Annotated in this window: 16 protein-coding genes; 7 read left to right on the top strand and 9 right to left on the bottom strand. The window is 49.0% G+C overall.

The window, feature by feature from the left end:
* Positions 1-208 precede the first annotated feature (208 nt).
* The 3 genes from kduI (at position 209) to kduD (ending at position 2653) form a co-directional block, all read left to right on the top strand.
* Complete coding sequence (gene kduI, locus ACAN54_RS01725; protein WP_379151601.1) at positions 209-1042, top strand: 5-dehydro-4-deoxy-D-glucuronate isomerase; 834 nt, start codon at positions 209-211, stop codon at positions 1040-1042.
* Positions 1043-1076: 34 nt separating this feature from the next.
* Complete coding sequence (locus ACAN54_RS01720; RefSeq protein ID WP_379151598.1) at positions 1077-1832, top strand: DeoR/GlpR family DNA-binding transcription regulator; 756 nt, start codon at positions 1077-1079, stop codon at positions 1830-1832.
* Positions 1833-1897: 65 nt separating this feature from the next.
* The gene (gene kduD, locus ACAN54_RS01715) at positions 1898-2653 is read left to right on the top strand and encodes a 2-dehydro-3-deoxy-D-gluconate 5-dehydrogenase KduD (RefSeq protein ID WP_379151595.1); all 756 of its coding nucleotides are present in this window, start codon (positions 1898-1900) and stop codon (positions 2651-2653) included.
* A 296-nt stretch (positions 2654-2949) separates the two neighbouring features.
* Here the strand turns inward: kduD and ACAN54_RS01710 are convergent, their stop codons facing one another.
* The 3 genes from ACAN54_RS01710 to ACAN54_RS01700 all read right to left on the bottom strand — a co-directional run bounded on the left by ACAN54_RS01710 (position 2950) and on the right by ACAN54_RS01700 (position 4571).
* A complete protein-coding gene (locus tag ACAN54_RS01710; protein ID WP_379151592.1) occupies positions 2950-3525 on the bottom strand; it encodes an NAD(P)H-dependent oxidoreductase in 576 nt (191 codons plus the stop codon).
* A gap of 143 nt (positions 3526-3668) precedes the next feature.
* Positions 3669-3971 (bottom strand): ArsR/SmtB family transcription factor, encoded by a 303-nt coding sequence (locus tag ACAN54_RS01705; RefSeq protein WP_379154090.1) that lies wholly within the window; start codon positions 3969-3971, stop codon positions 3669-3671.
* Between the two features lie 81 nt (positions 3972-4052).
* Positions 4053-4571: a hypothetical protein gene (locus ACAN54_RS01700; RefSeq protein ID WP_379151588.1), complete on the bottom strand. Its 519-nt coding sequence runs from the start codon at positions 4569-4571 to the stop codon at positions 4053-4055.
* Positions 4572-4679: 108 nt separating this feature from the next.
* Here ACAN54_RS01700 and ACAN54_RS01695 point away from each other — a divergent pair, with 108 nt between their 5' ends.
* The gene (locus tag ACAN54_RS01695; RefSeq protein WP_379151585.1) at positions 4680-5303 is read left to right on the top strand and encodes an NUDIX hydrolase; all 624 of its coding nucleotides are present in this window, start codon (positions 4680-4682) and stop codon (positions 5301-5303) included.
* 95 nt (positions 5304-5398) lie between these two features.
* Here ACAN54_RS01695 and ACAN54_RS01690 read toward each other — a convergent pair whose 3' ends face one another.
* A complete protein-coding gene (locus ACAN54_RS01690; RefSeq protein ID WP_379151583.1) occupies positions 5399-7468 on the bottom strand; it encodes a beta-galactosidase in 2070 nt (689 codons plus the stop codon).
* A 178-nt stretch (positions 7469-7646) separates the two neighbouring features.
* Here ACAN54_RS01690 and ACAN54_RS01685 point away from each other — a divergent pair, with 178 nt between their 5' ends.
* Positions 7647-8516 (top strand): AraC family transcriptional regulator, encoded by an 870-nt coding sequence (locus tag ACAN54_RS01685; RefSeq protein WP_379151580.1) that lies wholly within the window; start codon positions 7647-7649, stop codon positions 8514-8516.
* 139 nt (positions 8517-8655) lie between these two features.
* Here ACAN54_RS01685 and ACAN54_RS01680 read toward each other — a convergent pair whose 3' ends face one another.
* Positions 8656-10395: an ABC transporter ATP-binding protein gene (locus ACAN54_RS01680; RefSeq protein ID WP_379151577.1), complete on the bottom strand. Its 1740-nt coding sequence runs from the start codon at positions 10393-10395 to the stop codon at positions 8656-8658.
* Positions 10392-12131 carry an ABC transporter ATP-binding protein gene (locus tag ACAN54_RS01675; protein WP_379151574.1) on the bottom strand — a complete coding sequence of 580 codons (1740 nt, stop codon included), beginning with the start codon at positions 12129-12131 and terminating at the stop codon, positions 10392-10394. The genes ACAN54_RS01680 and ACAN54_RS01675 overlap by 4 nt, the downstream gene beginning before the upstream one ends.
* Positions 12132-12289: 158 nt before the next feature.
* Between ACAN54_RS01675 and ACAN54_RS01670 the strand changes: the two genes are divergently transcribed.
* Positions 12290-13156: a LysR family transcriptional regulator gene (locus ACAN54_RS01670; RefSeq protein WP_379151571.1), complete on the top strand. Its 867-nt coding sequence runs from the start codon at positions 12290-12292 to the stop codon at positions 13154-13156.
* A gap of 84 nt (positions 13157-13240) precedes the next feature.
* On the opposite strand, the gene htpG is transcribed toward ACAN54_RS01670, so the two are convergent.
* Entirely contained in the window at positions 13241-15121 is a 1881-nt protein-coding gene (gene htpG, locus ACAN54_RS01665) for a molecular chaperone HtpG (protein ID WP_379151568.1), read from the bottom strand.
* 138 nt (positions 15122-15259) lie between these two features.
* Positions 15260-15889: a DUF1796 family putative cysteine peptidase gene (locus ACAN54_RS01660; protein WP_379151565.1), complete on the bottom strand. Its 630-nt coding sequence runs from the start codon at positions 15887-15889 to the stop codon at positions 15260-15262.
* A gap of 137 nt (positions 15890-16026) precedes the next feature.
* Between ACAN54_RS01660 and ACAN54_RS01655 the strand changes: the two genes are divergently transcribed.
* On the top strand, positions 16027-16926 hold the full coding sequence (locus ACAN54_RS01655; RefSeq protein ID WP_379151562.1) for a glycosyltransferase family 2 protein: 900 nt from the start codon (positions 16027-16029) through the stop codon (positions 16924-16926).
* Positions 16927-17003: 77 nt separating this feature from the next.
* Here the strand turns inward: ACAN54_RS01655 and ACAN54_RS01650 are convergent, their stop codons facing one another.
* Positions 17004-17900 carry a LysR family transcriptional regulator gene (locus tag ACAN54_RS01650; protein WP_379151559.1) on the bottom strand — a complete coding sequence of 299 codons (897 nt, stop codon included), beginning with the start codon at positions 17898-17900 and terminating at the stop codon, positions 17004-17006.
* Between the last annotated feature and the right edge of the window lie 72 nt (positions 17901-17972).

Raw genomic sequence — 17972 nt, 5'->3', positions numbered from 1 at the left:
CACCATTTCTTATATACTACATACTTAAGATCCAACTTCATTTCAGTACTATTGTGCACGCTTTCAGTTCATATGGCAACGCTTTAAACGCTATAAATGAACTAAAATAAACATAATAAAAAAGATTATCACTTGCCAAATGAACTTATATGGATTAAATTGTACCTATACGAACGAAAATATGTTTGCGAAGGAGATTGAATATTTCATGGAAAGACGTTTCGCATCCCATCCTAATGAAGTTAAGCAATTTGACACAGAGCGCTTGCGCAAGGAGTTCCACATTCCTGTCATTTTTGCTCCGGATGAACTGAAGCTTGTCCTGACCCACGAAGACCGCATGATCGTCGGCGGTGCTAATCCCGTTAAAGAAGATGTTGTGCTCACCACTGACCTGAAAGAGCTTGGAGTAACTTACTTCCTGGAACGCCGTGAACTGGGTGTTATCAATGTCGGAGGCAAGGGTTCAGTTGTTGTAGACGGAACAGAATATGAAATAGATTACAAAGAGTGCCTGTATGTAGGACAAGGCTCCAAAGATGTTATTTTCAAAAGCGCCGACAGCGCCAAACCTGCGAAGTTCTACCTGAACTCTGCACCTGCACATCAATCTTACCCTACTACCAAAACCACGCTGGCTGAATCCGAATCTGGTGCAATGGGGGGTCTCGAGAACTCTAACGAACGTACGATTCACCGCTTCATCCATACTAACGGCGTTCAAAGTGCTCAGCTGGTTATGGGGATGACTCAATTGAAACCGGGCAGCATGTGGAATACAATGCCATCCCACACTCACCCGCGCCGGATGGAAGCTTACTTCTACTTCGATCTTCCGGATGATTCCATTGTGTTCCACCTCATGGGTGAGCCTACAGAGACCCGTCACATTGTAATGCACAATGAACAGGCAGTAATTTCTCCAAGCTGGTCCATTCACAGCGGTGTGGGTACGCACAACTACACCTTCATCTGGAGCATGGCCGGAGACAACAAACGTTATGATGATATGGACCCCGTAGGTATGAAAGAATTACAATAGAACAAAAACAACTACGGAAAGATGAGGCAGGCGGATGAACCCGATACGGCGACATGAGATGATTATGGAAGTTATGCTGAACCAGAAGGATGTAACGGTGAACGAGCTGAGCGACAAGCTCCAGGTCACGGGAAAAACAATCCGCGAGGACTTAAGCAAGCTGGAGGAGCAAGGACTGATTATGCGTGTCCACGGCGGAGCCGTTCTGGCACAGAGCGATCAGTTCGGCATCCTGCCCTTGAGAAACCCGCTAGATAAATATTCCGATGAAAAAACGGAGATTGCACAGCTCGCGCTGACCCATATCGCAGAGGATGATATTATTGCGCTGGATGGCGGCAGCACCACGCTCGAAATTGCCCGGAGGCTGGAGAACATTCCGCTGACGGTTATCACCAATGATGTATACATCATCAGTGAGCTGGTTCAGAAAGATAACATCCGTCTCGTCGTTCCGGGAGGATACCGGGTCCGCAATATGCTGGCCGGTCCCGAAGCGGTCTCCTACGTCCAAAAGCTTAATATAGAAAAAGCCTTTCTGTCGGCTACAGCCGTTCATATTGAACACGGACTGTCCATTTACACCGGTGATTTCATCGATTTCAAACAAGCCTTAGTATCCACAGCACGTACGGTATTTGCCGTCTGCGATCATCACAAGTTCGGGCATACCGCACTGCGAACGTTCGCATCCCTGCAGGAAGTTGATGTGCTGCTGACGGACAGCGGTCTTGCAGCAGAAACCGTAGGGCAATTCCGGAGTGCAGGCATTCATATCGAATGTGGATAGTATAAATACAGCATTAAGCAATACCAAAATACTCATTAATGTTTATAAAAGGAGAGAATAATCATATGTCATCTTTATTCAGTTTGGCAGGTAAAACAGCAATCGTAACAGGTGCTGCCCAAGGTCTTGGACAAGGGATTGCCCTTGCCTTTGCAGAAGCAGGCGCAGACGTTATCTCCGCTTCCCTCAATGCAAGTGATGAAACAGTAGCTGCAGCTAAAGCCTTTGGCGTAAAAGCACTCAGCATCGCTTGTGACCTGAGCGACCACTCCAAGCTTCAGGGCATGTTCGATGAAGCTGTTGCCTTCACAGGCAAGGTTGATATTCTTGTGAACTGTGCAGGTATGATCCGCCGTACACCGGCCAAGGACCACAGCGAAAAGGATTGGTTCGATGTAATCAACCTCAACCAGAACACTGTCTTCTTGCTGTCGCAAATCGCCGGCCGTCACTTCCTGGAAAGAGGAAATGGTAAAATCATCAACATCTGCTCCATGCTCTCTTACCAGGGCGGCATCAATGTACCAGGCTACACTGCAAGCAAGCATGCCGTAGCTGGTCTGACCAAAGCTTTTGCCAATGAATGGGCTGGCTCCGGTCTGAATATCAACGCAATCGCTCCAGGATACATGGCTACTGAGAATACCGCTCCAATCCGTGCCGACCAGAACCGTTCCGATTCCATCCTTGACCGCATTCCTGCGGGACGCTGGGGAACTGCCGAAGATGTTAAAGGACCTGCCGTATTCCTGGCATCCGCTGCATCCGACTACCTGAACGGCCACATTCTGAATGTGGATGGCGGATGGTTGGCTAGATAATACCTGGCCATTCTCTTCCTGAAGGTTATGGTTAGCAAGCTTATTATAAATAGACATACACATACAATTGGGCTGCGGGGAGTTAGATTTGACATCGGCTTACTCTGCCAGCAGCTGCTGCTAAACATATCACTTTCCAACAAGACTGAGGCGTCCTCACAAAAGGCGCTACAGTCTTGTTTTGCTATTTCCGGTGATTGGCCTCGATAACCCGTTTCCCGGTGCAAAGCTTTCCCTCCCGCGCTGCTCTCCATGCAGGAAAGGATCATAGCTTACCTTGTTGTACGCGGAGACGGTTAAGCTCTTCTGCCGGAGGGAGAGGAATGACTATCCACATAGACGGCGTAATCTGCGGCATACTGCTCCAGCAGTTCGTCGCTTACTTCGCGAATTCCGCTCACCACAAATGGCTGCCGGTAGATCATTCCGGTCAAGTTGGCGGTCTGCTGAAACGGCCGCAGCAGCTCGCTATAGGAGTAATTATGAAAACCTCCGGCCTGGTACATGCCTTGAGCGCCTCCTGAAGAAATCGCAATCATAAGCTCCTTGCCCTTCAGCTTGTCTCCCCCTCTGCCGTGAGCCCAGCCATGCTCGAATACTTCATCCATCCATTTTTTCAGCAAAGAAGGCGAGCTGTACCAATAAAAGGGGAATTGCAGTACGATTCGTTCATGAGCAAGTAACAGCGCCTGTTCGCGTGGGACATCGATTTTTTCGTCAGGATTACTCTCGTACAGCCGGTGAACAGTAACATTACCCATTCTTTCAATTTCGGCTGTTAATCGTTTGTTAATTCGGGACGTCTCCAAATGTGGATGAGCCACGATAACGAGGGTTACGGCGTTTGGTGAAGGTTTGGATGAGGTGGTCATATGGAACAGCTCCTTTTGTAATCATACAATTCGTGATATGTCGATTTATAGATCTATAAATAATCGATTTATATATCACGAATTATCGATTTGTTGTTATATATAAAGACTGAATTCATATGTTTGAATTCAGTCTTTATTCCCTAGAGATCCTTCTGAATGTAAGTGGCTATTTGGGTTAATGCTGCTTCATCTCTTTTGTAATATGTCCATTTTCCCAGCCGGGTCGCCTGTACAAGCCCTGCCCGCTGCAGAACAGACAAATATTGAGAGGTGGTAGATTGGGTCATATTCAGCTTAGCAGTAATCTGACTGACGCATACCCCAATTTCGATAAGATCAACCCCTCCCTGGGGTCCAAAATGAGCTGTCGGATCTTTTAGCCACTCTAGAATTTGAAGACGTGCTTCATTGGAAAGTGCCTTAAATACATCTATTGGGATAATTGGTTTCATGTCATCATTATATCGACATTTCTCGATATGTCAACCCACTTAACTATGCCTTTCATCTCAAAACTCCGCCAATTACTTGCTGAATTCCACGAACTCATCAGGGTGGGCACGGATATACTCAGCGATAACGTTATGGGTATTCGGTTTTAGCCGCTTAAAGCGTTCATACAGGCCGTTGACTATCTCCAGCAATTCCGGATCGGTTTCGATATCGTTCAGCCCTGCATCCTCCCATCCCAAACCCAAACTAAGGTTTCTGGCCTCCAGCCTTTCCCGTGTCTCTTCAAGAAGTTCAAACAAGGCATCATCTGCAAAAAAACGCACACCTTCCAGAACTCCGTTCCAAGTTCCCTGCTGATTCAGCAGGTACGAGCTCCAAGCATAAAACTCTGCTGATGACTTGTGGCAGTGATCATACATGATACGGAACATGCAAAGTGCTGTCTGCGCCTTACCCAATTGGTTGATTGCGGCAACTTTCACTTCAGGTGATTTCCCTCGGATCAGCTTGAAGGTCGACTCCATGCAAGCCCAACCGAGCCTTTCATCAGTTAATGAATTGAATTCTTTCCTTCCTATCACCACGCGCATGTTCTCCCCCCCTAAGCCATATTATACCTTTCTGTACAATGACTTCCGAGCATTCTCCTATTATTTGTGATAGTGTTGTTAGCAACTGGGCCAATAAGGAGAATCCAAATGTCAGACGAAATTCTTACTACATATGATGCACAGGGCCTGGTGACCGGCACCGCCACACGCGATGATGTACACCGGCTAGGGCTCTGGCATGAGACTTTTCATTGTTGGTTCGTAGAGCAGCGTGCAGATTCATTCTATATCTATCTTCAGTTGCGCAGCAAGAACAAGCGGGACTATCCTGGCTTGCTTGATATTACCGCGGCTGGACATTTACTGGCTGGTGAGACGGCAATGGACGGCATCCGTGAGGTGGAAGAAGAGCTGGGACTGCAACTTACCTATGACGAGCTCATTCCACTCGGAATCATCCCCTATTCCATGATCAAGGAAGGGATGATCGATAATGAGAGGGCAAATGTATTCCTGTATGACAATCATTTCCCCTTGGAGCAATTCCAGCTTCAGCCTGAAGAGGTTGCCGGAATCGTCATCGCAGAGTTTGCCTCCTTCCGCAAGTTCTGGCAGGGTGAGCTGCAGCAACTCGATGTCTCGGGTTTTCGCGTAACGGAATGCGGTAAGCGTGAAGCCGTTCAGCAGAGCGTGGACATCAGCCATTTTGTGCCTCATGATACGGACTATTATCTGAAGATTATCTCAGGAATCGAAGCAGCTTTCCTCTAAGTGGCTGGAAGTCACAACTCGTGATTCCAGCAAAAAAAGGCAGGAGCCCTGGTCATACCGGGTCCTGCCTTTTTGATATCTATATGCCTGCTGAATTAATGCGCCCGCTTGAGAATAGCCAGGCCATGAACCGGAAGCGTAAGCACCGAAGGCGCAGGCTCGCCGGATTCAAGTACAGTGTATGTTCTGCTATCCAGCTGAATGGACTGCTCCACGCCACTGAAATTCTGCACAAATACAAAATCAATGTCTCCATCGGTCCGCAGTTGAGCGGTGACACCTGCTGGCAGATCGGTATCCAAGGTGCGGATAATCCCTGCCTTTTTGGTAATTGCCGCATATAGCTCCACATAGAAACCGGCATCCTTTACGCGTGTAGCCAGATGGTAGGCCCGGCCTTTACCCAGACGGTTCATCGTCAGCGCAGGCTGGCCCGCGTAGAAGTCCGTACGGTACGTACCCAGCGCCTCAGCTCCTTCCAGGTGGATCAGCTCAGCAATTTCATGCGCATCGTAGTCTCCTTCAAGACACAGCGCATTGCCGGAATTCATTACCAGCCCATTCAGGTCGCGGCTGTGCAGGCCTTCTGTCTCTTCCGCCCAGATGCCGAGTGTCCGGCGGAGCGGACCCGGGAATCCGCCCAGGTGGCAAAGATCTGTCTCCCCAACGACACCTGACCAGTATGTCCCCAGAAAGTTTCCTCCCTGTTCGACATACTTCTCAATACGCTTGCCATTCTCCTCACTGATCAGGTACAGCATAGGAGCGATCACCAGCTTGTATGCGGAAAGATCCTCCTCCGAACCGATAATATCCACCGGAATACCCAGCTCCCATAATGCCTGGTAATGCTGAAGCACTGTTTCTTCATATTTCAGACCCGAGTTGCGGATACCCTGTGCATCCTTAATGGCCCAGCGGTTGTCCCAATCATAGATAATAGCCGTCTGAACTGGTGTTGTCGTACCTACTACCGCTTGCAGCTCTGAGAGTGTACGGCCCACTTCGGCAACATCGCGGAAAACACGTGTCTCGGCGTGGCCACTGTGATCGATTACGGCACCATGGAATTTTTCGCTCGATCCACGGCTTTTGCGCCACTGGAAGTATTGTACGGAATCAGAGCCATGGGCAATCGCCTGCAGGGAGGACAGCTTATGCATACCGGGACGCTTCAGCTTGCTGACACTCTGCCAGTTCAGCAGCGAAGGTGTGCTCTCCATCAGCAAGAACGGCTTATGCTTGAAGGTTCGGTACATATCATGGTGCATCGCTGCCCAAGCTGCCAGGCGAGCGTCGTCATCGTCATCCGAGTATCCCCAGGACGGGTAAGAATCCCAGGATACAACATCGAGTATCTTGGCGAGCTTACGGTAATCCACACCGTCGATATTGTGCATATTGGTCGTTACCGGCAACTCAGGGTTATACTCACGCACTGAATCTATCTCATGCTGACAGAAATCAATAGTAGATTCGCTGACAAAACGGCGCCAGTCCAGGTTAAGACCATGAACCTGCGTCTCCCCGTGTGGTGCAGGGGACTCCACTTGATCCCAGGAAGTATAAGTATGGCTCCAGAAGGTAGTCCACCAGGCATGGTTCAATTCATCCAGGCTGTTATCGTATTTCACCTTCAGCCATTCCCGGAAGCTCGCCTGACACAGATCACAGTGGCATTCGCCGCCGTATTCGTTCGAGATATGCCAACCAATAACTGCCGGATGATTCGCATAACGCTCAGCCAGCTTGCCGTTCAGCAATGCTGTTTTCTGACGATACACGGGTGAAGTGTAACAATGGTTATGTCTTACACCGTGCAAATTACGAACGCGGTTGCCTTCTACCCGCAGTACTTCAGGATATTTCTCCGACATCCATGCCGGACGCGCACCGCTTGGGGTTGCCAGGAAAGCATATATCCCGTTTTCGGCAAAGGTATTAAGGATGCTGTCCAGCCAATCAAAGGTGAATACACCTTCTTCCGGCTCCAGCGATACCCAGGAAAAGATCCCCACAGACATTACATTGCATTTGGCAAGCTTCATCAAGCGGATATCTTCTTGCAGCACCTCAGGGTATTTCAGCCATTGTTCGGGATTATAGTCGGCACCATGCAGCATCACTGGAATCTTGCTGCTGACAGGAGGTAATTTCATGTTCATTGATGGGTTCATCCTTTCGGTGTGATGTTCATGTCTGGATGGGATTATTCTCTGATAAATCCTGTTAGAAAGCCCTGTCCATTTCATGAATCATTCTTTATACTGTATATAATAAAGGAAAATCCCATTCTGGAAGTAGGAATATACGCTCGCTTTACTAGTACAAAATGAACATGAGGTGACCATCATTCTGCCCTTCTCTCTAATTGAAATGCCTCGCGACCTGAATCGTTTCCCCTTGTACCCTTATTCGGTTGGCCGTCATATTCAGTATCATCATGTTCGCCCAAGCGGTTTTCCCGTATACCAAGTCTTTCTGATCCGCAGCGGGAGAGGACTGTTCCGGGATCTTGTGACCGGAGAAGAGACGATATTGGAACCCGGTATGGCTTTTGCCTATCCCCCTGACAGGGGTCATGAATATTATCCATTGTCTCTTACACCCTGGCATGTGGGCTTCATTGGCTTTCATGGAGAATTAACGCAAAGCCTGCTCGCAGGAATCGGCATTCTGCCAGGTGCCCCGCCGCTACACCCCGAGCACTTTGAAGAATGCTGGGAACAGGTCGGCAGTATCTGGCATACGGTGAACGACCAAGCAAGCCGACAAGATGAACATGTGATGCAGGAGCTCTCTGTGGCGCTCTACCGGCTGCTTCTCCTGCTTCGCCGCACTGCTTCAGAGACAAGCCCCACAGGGCGGCTGGAGCTGGAGAATGTACGAAATGAGGCCTTACAGAAAGCCGTCAGCCTGATCAATGAGCATTTTACCGAACCGCTGCTGGTATCGAATCTCGCTGCTGCGGTAGGTTACTCTGTTCAGCATTTTCAGCGGCTTTTCTTGCAGGAGTATGGAATCACCCCGCACAAATACCTGCAGAACCTCCGTCTGGAACGTGCAGTTCAACTGATCCGGGAGAATGCCGATACACCGGTTCAGGATATCGCCTTGCAATTGGGCATGGAGACTAATTATTTCATCCGTGTCTTCCGGAATACGTACGGCTGTACGCCGGGGATGATGCGTAAGCGGCAGAATGAATCTTAATGATTTACACCCTGCTGGCGGCGGTGAACAAAGAAGTCATTTCTGGACAGACAAGTACAAAAACAGCTGTCAGCTCTGGACCTCTATCTCAAGTCTAGGCTGCAGCTGTTTTTATTGTCTATATCCGATATCTCCCCTGCTAGACCGCTGCAAACTGGCTGTTGTACAACCGGGCGTAATGACCGCCCCGTTGAAGCAGTTCTTCATGCGTGCCACTCTCAACGATATCGCCGTCTTTCATGTAGAGAATGACATCCGCCTCACGGATCGTGGACAACCGGTGGGCAATCACGAAGCTGGTACGTCCGGAGATCATCGTGAGAAAAGCTTTCTGGATACGCGCCTCCGTCAGTGTGTCGATACTGCTGGTGGCTTCATCCAGTATCAGCATTGGAGGATCCGCTAGCATGACGCGGGCGATAGTGAGCAGTTGCTTCTGTCCCTGGGATAGATTATCCCCGGAACCGGAAATCTTCGTTGCATAGCCTTCCGGAAGCCGCTTAATGAAGCTGTGTGCGTTCGCAGCCTTGGCGGCGGCAATCACTTCTTCCTCCGGCGCCTCCGGCTTGCCGTAAGCGATATTATCGCGGATGGATCCGCCGTACAGCCAGGTATCCTGCAGAACCATGCCGAAATTGCGGCGCAGGCTATCCCGGGTGATCGACCGGATATCCGTTCCATCGATCCGGATGCTGCCGCTATCCACGTCATAGAAGCGCATCAGTAAGTTGACCAGTGTTGTTTTCCCGGCTCCGGTCTGTCCGACGATAGCTACCCGGGTACCAGGTTTAACCTCCAGACTGAAGTTCCTGATCAGTGGACGCTCAGGGGTATAGGCAAAGCTTACCTTCTCAAAGGTTATCGTACTCTGGGTTGTCTTCATGATCTGGGCATCTGCGGTATCCTGCGTTTCCGGCGGCAGGTCAAGAATGGCAAAGATCCGCTGCGCCGAAGCCGTAGCCGACTGCAGCTGGGTGATCACACCGGTTATTTCGTTGAACGGCTTGGCGAACAGATTCGAATAGATCAGAAAGCTGGACAGGTCCCCAACTGAGAAATGGCCCCCGATTACCAGTGCGCTCCCGACCATCGCAATCACAGAAAACGTAATATTATTCACCAGACGGGTGCTTGGATTGGACAACGATCCGTAGAACTGCGATTTGATGCCGGTATGGTACAGCTCATTATTCCGTTCAGAGAACCTGGCAAAGCTGCGGTCTTCGTAACGGAATGCCTGCACCACCTTCTGACCGCCTACGATTTCTTCTACATATCCATTCAGTCCGCCTAGAATTGCAGCTTGCTCCCTGAACAGCTTCTGGGAACGTGTCGTAATGAAACGTGCGACATAAAAGGTTGCCGGGGCCGAGACCAGTACCACAAGTGTCATCACCGGACTAATGTAGAGCATCAGTCCAATAGCTCCGGCAATTGTGACCACTCCAGTCAGCAGTGTAGAAAAGCCTTGCAGTAATCCGTCTGATACAGCATCCATGTCGTTAACGAACCGGCTGATACTGTCCCCCTGTGGTTGGTTATCATGAAACCTCAGCGGCAATACGTTCAGCTTGTCGAATAGCTCCCGCCGCATATCATAGACCGTCCGGTAGGCTATCCGGTTAGTATAGTAAGTCAGCAGCCAGCCAAAAAAACTGCCGACCATATAAACCGCACCCAAAATCAGCAGAAGACGCAGAATCTGGTCAAAGTCCACTTGTCCAGGTCCAACCATATAGTCTACAGTCCGTCCGATCAGCAGCGGGCCGATCAGGCTGGCGATTACACTCAATAAGGCGCAGCATACTGCGGCAATGGCGATGCCCCTATGCTGTTTGGTGTAGTTAATCATTCTCTTCCAGGTTGCTGCGGAGCTCATCGCATACCCGCCTCCTCGCTTGAAAGCTGGGATTGGCAGATTTCCTGATACACTCCACAGCTCTGTAATAATGCCTCATGTGTGCCGACTCCGGCGATTCGTCCTTCGTCGAAGACAATAATCTGATCGGCCTGTCGGACAGTGCTTACCCGCTGGGAGACCAGCAGCACGGTTGTTTCTTCGCTGTTCTCCTTCAGTGCGCGGCGAAGCGCCGCATCCGTGGCAAAATCAAGTGCACTTGCCGAATCATCCAGAATCAGGATCTGCGGACGCATAATAACTGCACGGGCAATGGCCAGCCGCTGTTTTTGCCCGCCGGACAGATTTAATCCTCCTCGGGCGACAGGCGTAGCCAGTCCTTCAGGAAGCTTCTGGATGAACTCTTCAGCCTGGGCTATAGAAGTAGCGGTCCTCAGTTCTTCGAGTGAGGCATTCGGCTTGCCCCAGCGGATATTATCAGCAATGGTGCCGCTGAACAGCGTGGCCTTCTGCGGTACGATCCCAATCTTGCTACGCAGCTTCTCCAGTCCATATTTTCTGACACTGACTCCATTGACCTGGATATCTCCCTCTACCACATCATAGAAACGCGGGATCAGATTCACGAAGGTTGACTTGCCGGAGCCTGTACTGCCAATCAGTCCAACGGTTTCCCCACGGTTAATAGTTACCGAAATATCTTGTAGCGCGAGTTCACCCGTAGTGTTGTAACCAAAAGACACATGATCGAAAATAATTGCCGGTGCCTGCCCCTCTGCAGGTAAAAGATTCTGATTCCCTACATCCGTAACGGAGGCTGTGGTAGCCAGTACTTCATTCACTCGGTTCGCCGAGGAGGAAGCTTTGGTGAAAATAATGACCAGATTCGAGACCACAATCAGCGCCAGCAGAATTTGGGTTACATAGTTGATAAAAGCGATAATCTCGCCCTGAGACAGCCGTCCGCTATCTATGTGAATACCACCTGCCCACAGGATAGCAATAATCGCCGCGTTCACGACCAGTGTGGTCATAGGCCCAAGCCACGCTGAAATGCGTGCGACACGGATTGCCGTCGATGTCAGATCCTCCGAGGCGGTATTGAAACGCTGTTTCTCACTACGACTCTTGGCAAATGCGCGGATGACCCGGATGCCGGAAAGATTCTCACTAAGCACCAGTGCCAGATGATCCAGCTTCTGCTGATATTGACGATAGAGCGGCGAGCTGCGTGTGATGATGAGATACAGAATCACGCCAATTACCGGAGTTGCCGCAAGCAGTATCAAGGAGAGCCGGAAGTCGAGAATCATGGACATGATGATGGCTCCAATACAGATGAACGGAGCGCGGATAACCAGACGGATCAGCATCGCCACAGCGAGCTGAAGCTGGTTCACGTCATTCGTAATCCGGTTGATCAGTGAAGGCGTGCCGAAGGTATCCAGCTCGGCATAGGAGAGCGCCGAAATATGCTTGAACATCTTGTTGCGCAGTGAAGTACCGAAGCCTTGGGAAGCCCGGGCGGCATAATATTGGCAGACCAACGAACAGCCGAAGCCGAGTAGTGACATAAGCACCATTAGACCACCCATCCGGTACACATAAGCGCTGTCGTGGCGGCCGATCCCATTGTTGACAATCAGAGCAACTATAGTAGGCAGCAAGAGCTCAAGAATGGCTTCCAGCAGCTTGAAAATTGGCCCTAGCGTCACTTCTTTCTTATAAGGTTTTAAGAATAAAGCAATTTTGTACACAGTAATCCTCACCTAACCTATGTGGTATGTAAAAGCTTTGAAAAATAGATAAGACCCGTTATGATTATGTCACACCTATTTACATATTAATAATATTGGTTTCGTATCTAATCGATATGATATTTATATACCAGAACAACCACATCGGAGGTTACCTTATGGATATCCGCCAGCTGAAATATTTTCTGGCTATCGCCCAAGAAGGACAAATCACATCAGCCGCCAGGAAGCTGCAAATGGCCCAGCCGCCTCTCAGCCAACAGCTCAAGCTGCTGGAGGAGGAACTTGGAGTTAAGCTGGTAGAACGCGGGCCGCGCAGTATCCGGCTTACTGAAGCCGGGAGCATCCTGCGGGACCGGGCACAGCAAATTCTTGAATTGACCGACTCCACTACCCGGGAACTTAAGGATTTTGTCAAAGGCGTATCGGGTACCCTGTCCATCGGGACCGTCTCTTCTTCTGCTGCGACTCTGCTCCAGGAGCGGCTGCTGGAGTTCCATCACGACTATTCCGGGGTCAAATTCGAGATCCACGAGGGCAATACCTATCGCATTCTCGATCTGCTGAACAAGGGCATTGTCGAAGTGGGAATTGTCCGTACTCCATTCAGCAGCACAGGCCTCGAATGTGTCTATACCACGTCTGAACCTATGATTGCCGTGATGGCGCCTGAATATGACTGGAACCCCGCAGCAGCCAGTATTGAGATCGGTGAGCTTAAACACCAGCCGCTCATTATTTACCGCCGGTTCGAGCAATTGATCCGTGAGACCTGTCTGGAGAACGGCTTCGATCCCCAGGTCTTCTGCATGAATGACGATGCCCGTACAACCCTGCTCTGGGCGAATGCCGGCCTTGGCGTCGGGATCATCCCGAGATCCGCCTATACTCTTGCCGACAACAGCAACCTTGTCCACAAGGAAATCCGCAGCGATTCACTGAACACAAGGGTAGCTGCGGTCTGGATGAAAGACAAATACTTGTCATCCCTGGCCGAGAAATTTATTGAGAACTTTCAGAAGTAACTCCCGCATGCCAAAAACCCGCCCCGGACAGCGCCGGAGGCGGGTTATGCTTATGGGTCTATTGCAGTCAAATGACGATGCTGCTTAGACCATGATTTTGCAAATATCGTTCGTGAACTGTACCGGATCATTCACCTGCAGACCTTCGATCAGCAGCGCCTGGTTGTAGAGCAGATTCGTATACAAGCCCAGCTTCTCCTTGTCCCCTTCGGAGGCAGCTTTCAAGGATTTGAAGACATCATGATGGATGTTGATCTCCAGCACCTTGTCCGCCTGTACTTCCTGGCCGTTCGGCATGGCTTTGAGGATTTTCTCCATTTCGATCGTGAGCTCTCCTTCTGTGGAGAGACAGACCGGATGGGACTTCAGACGTTTGGAGGCTTTGACGTTCTTCACTTTACCGGAGAGAATGCCTTTCATCGCTTCGAACAATTCCTTGTTCTCATTCTCTTCCGCTTCCGATGGCTTGTCCTCTGCATTCTCTTCAATGCCCAGGTCGCCGCTGGATACGTTTTTGAATTCTTTTTCCTTATAGGACATGATCATTTTGATCGCAAATTCATCGATATCGTCGGTAAAGTAGAGAATTTCATACCCCTTGTCCGATACCATTTCAGTCTGTGGCAGTTTCTCGATCCGTTCCACCGATTCCCCGGAAGCATAGTAAATATACTTCTGGTCTTCAGGCATTCTTTCCACATATTCGGCCAGCGTCACCTGTTTCTTCTCCTTGGAGGAGTAGAACATCAGCAGGTCCTGGAGGGTTTCTTTTTCCATGCCATAGTCATTGTAGACCCCGAACTTCAACTGTCTGCCAAAAGAAGTATAGAACTTCTCATATTGCTCTCTCTCATCCTTCAGCAGGCTCAGAAGCTGACTCTTGATCTTGCTCTTGATGTTCTTAGCAATCAGCGTCAACTGGCGGTCATGCTGCAGCATTTCGCGGGAGATATTCAGCGACAGATCCTCGGAATCGACCATCCCTTTGACGAAGCTGAAATAATCCGGCAGCAAATCTGCACATTTGTTCATGATCAGCACGCCGTTAGAGTAGAGCTCCAGCCCTTTTTCATATTCCTTCGTGTAGTAGTCGAACGGTGTGTTCTCCGGAATGAACAGGATCGCATTATAGACCACCGCGCCGTCAGCACTGATGTGGATATGCTTAAGCGGCTTGTCGAAGCCGTAACGTTTCTCTGTATAAAAGTTATTGTAATCCTCGTCAGTCAGCTCATTTTTGTTCTTGCGCCAGATAGGCACCATGCTATTGACGGTTTGCTCTTCCTTCGTTTCTTCGAACTCCCCTTCGCTGCCTTCCTTTGGCTTGCTGCCGGTGATGTCCATCTTGATCGGGAAGCGGATGAAGTCGGAATATTTCTTGATGATCGATTTCAGGCGGTATTCCTCCAGAAATTCATCGTAGTTGTCTTCTTCAGTGTTCGCTTTGATCTTAAGTGTAATTTCGGTACCCACGCTATCCTTCTCCGCAGGCTCAATCGTATATCCGTCAGCACCCTGGGATTCCCACTTGAAGGCCTGCTCGCTGCCCAGCGCCTTGCTGACTACAGTAACATCATCGGCCACCATAAAAGCGGAATAGAAACCAACCCCGAACTGCCCAATGATGTTGTGGCCGTCCTTCGCTTCATTATCCTTCTTAAAAGCAAACGATCCACTGTTCGCGATAATCCCCAGATTGTTCTCCAGCTCTTCCTGGGTCATCCCGATACCTGTATCGGAGATCGTGAGTGTACGGCTCTCCTTATCGGCAGTCACTTTAATGTAATAATCTTCTTTATTGAACACCAGGCCTTCGTCGGCCAGTGCTTTGTAATAGATTTTATCAATGGCATCGCTTGCATTCGAAATCAGTTCCCGCAGAAAAATCTCGCGTTGCGTATAGATGGAGTTAATCATCATTTCCAGTAATCTTTTGGACTCGGCTTTAAACTCTTTTTTGGCCATGAATAAGTAAATCTCCTTTCAAAAATAACCTCATAATAGTCTCCGGATGATTAGCACTCCATCGCGAGGAGTGCTAATACTTCCTTTTATATACCATATACACGTTTTTATTGTCAATATATTGCGGGAAATCCTTAGCTAACGGACAGAGAATCCCTCCAATAAATGTTTCCACAGTTCATCATTATCGTGAAACTCATCAGGAACTTTAGGGATTTGCAGAGCGCATACATTATGAAAAGGCCACGGGGTTTCAACCACACGGTCTACGGGAGCATGATTAATCACGAGCAAGTTGAATTCACCAGGCACTAATGATTGTAGAACCTCCAGCAGCTCCGCAGTTTCATGTATCGTTCCTTCTGTACGAATAAATAGAATCCGGTTAGCATTCTTAAGTGACTCCAGAAAACGTGGCACACGGCGGTTAACTTTCTCTCTTAGCTCCGGATAGCTCAACAGTTGAACGGGAGTATTCTGATCCAGCGGAAAGTCATGATGTGAGAAAATATAGTAAGCAGCGTCCCGTACAATGTAGCATCCAGCCTTTTCATTAACCCCCGTAATCGCCAGATTAGGCAATTCCATATAATTCACGAACCGGTTCCGTAAAAGATGGCTTACCCCGGATAGCGCAGGCGACTCCACCCAGTCCAGAACACCTCCGATTTTCCTCAGCATATGCCGCGATAATTGGTCTGCCGGTAAACAATTCGCCCCTAGACTGTAGATGACATCGTAAGTCCCTTTGATCTGATTCAAATCCATATCTAATCCCCTCCCGCAGCATTTACTATATTTAATTACAGGAAGAGAAAAGGGTTTGGACTGTCCTGCCTATATCCTGCAAATTGGACAGATATGCAGATCAAGCGGCAGGTATCTCACATAATATATTTTAGACCATGAGATTGGCGGTGTTGATATTGACCAAAATATCCGTTCTTATGCCAGTTTTTAATATGGCCCCCTATATTGAAGAATCGATTTGCAGTATTTTGACTCAGACGTATAGAGATTTCGAATTACTTCTTATGGATGACGGATCTACAGATGGAACATTAGATATTATTAGGAAATTTGATGACAGCAGAATTAGGCTGATCACACATTCAAGCAATCTCGGGTTAATTGAGACTTTAAACCAAGGCATAGAATTATGTACAGGTGAGTATATTGCCCGCATGGATGGTGATGATATCGCCCTGCCCCACCGCTTTGAACGCCAAGTGAATTTCATGGACGACCATCGGGATTGCGGAGTTTGCGGCTCCCAGGTTTATTTATTGGGGTTGGATTCTACTACCAACAAACCATTGAATCATGAGGAGATCAGATGCTGGCAGTTATTTCACTGTACGCTCGTGCATCCATCAGTAATGATCCGCAGATCCGTACTAGTAGACCATGGGATCAGGTATCTGAATTATTTTCATGCTGAAGATTATGAAATATGGAATCGGTTAGCTGCCGTAACGCAAGTGGTTAATCTTCCCGAGGTGCTGCTCATGTACAGACAACATCCCAATCAGATATCGAATATCCACAAACAGGTCCAAGAAGTACAATCAGAAGCCATTCGCAGAGTTCAATTACGCCAGCTCGACATTGAACCTACCGCTGAGGAGTACCAGACTCACTTGGATTTTTGCTACTTCAGAATACGGGTACATGAGTCTGCTCACTATAATAAGTCCTTGGCATGGGCTCACAAGATTCTGGAAGGCAATTTACGCAAGCAACAATATGACCAGGAAACCCTAAACTCGGTATTATCACAGTGTTTCAGTCTATCCCAATACTAGCATGCAGCGCACAATACAAAAAGGTTGGAAAGACCCGTGAGTCTTTACCAACCTTTTATCTGTTTACATGGCCAATTTCACAGCGCAACAGCCTTGGATTCCGCATCTGCCAGCAGCATCTGAATTAGGGATTGCAGCGGCAGCGATTTCCACTTCTTCGGATGGATAAGCAGTTGCAGGTCGAAGTGAATCTCCGGATGTATAAAAGGAAGCTCTGCAAGCGTGCCCCGTTCTATCTCTTCTTCAGCTACGATTCGAGGAAGCAGGGCGATGCCCAGCCCATTACGGACGCAGCGCTTAATCGCCTCCAGATTAGACAGCTCAAAGCCGATCCGGAAAGTAATCCCATGCTCACGCAGCAGATTCTCGAACAGACTGCGGTAGATACAGCTCTCCTCTGAGACAATCAGCTCACATTTGTTCAAATCCTGCAGCGTCACATGGTCAAGCCCTGCCAGCGGGTGATCTTTTGGTGCCACCAGCACCAGCGGCTCATCCCTGATGATCATACGCTCCAGTTGTGTATCTGCAGTACTGCGGTCGAGCATTAGGCCAATATCCACCTCACCATCTCTTATTTTGGCTACCAGATTAGCCTCCTGCTCGGTTTGCAGATGAATGCTTAGCCCTGGAAACGTCGTCCGAAGCTGCTGCAAAAAGGGAGGCAGGTAAAAAGCAGCCAGAGAATCAATCGTCCCTATCGTCAAGGTTCCCCCAATCTGCTGGGCGATCGTTTCCTTTGAGCGGTCATATAAATCCAGAATCTCCACAAACAGCTTCAGCAGCTCTTCTCCAGGAGGAGTCAGGCGCAGCACCCGCCCGTGGCGTTCCATCAGCGGAACCCCATATTCCTTCTCAATCTTCTGTATCTGCGTGGTCACACTGGACTGGGCATAACCCAGTTCTTCAGCCGCACGGGTGAAACTTTGCCGCTTTGCGACCTCACGGAAGGTCCGCATATATGTTAAATCCATCCTGTCACCTCAACATCAATATTATTGATAACCTACATCATTTATTATAGCTAACGCCGATAGAATATTCCA

The organism is Paenibacillus diazotrophicus, assembly GCF_042610465.1.
This window is presented reverse-complemented; position numbering and strand designations above follow the sequence as displayed.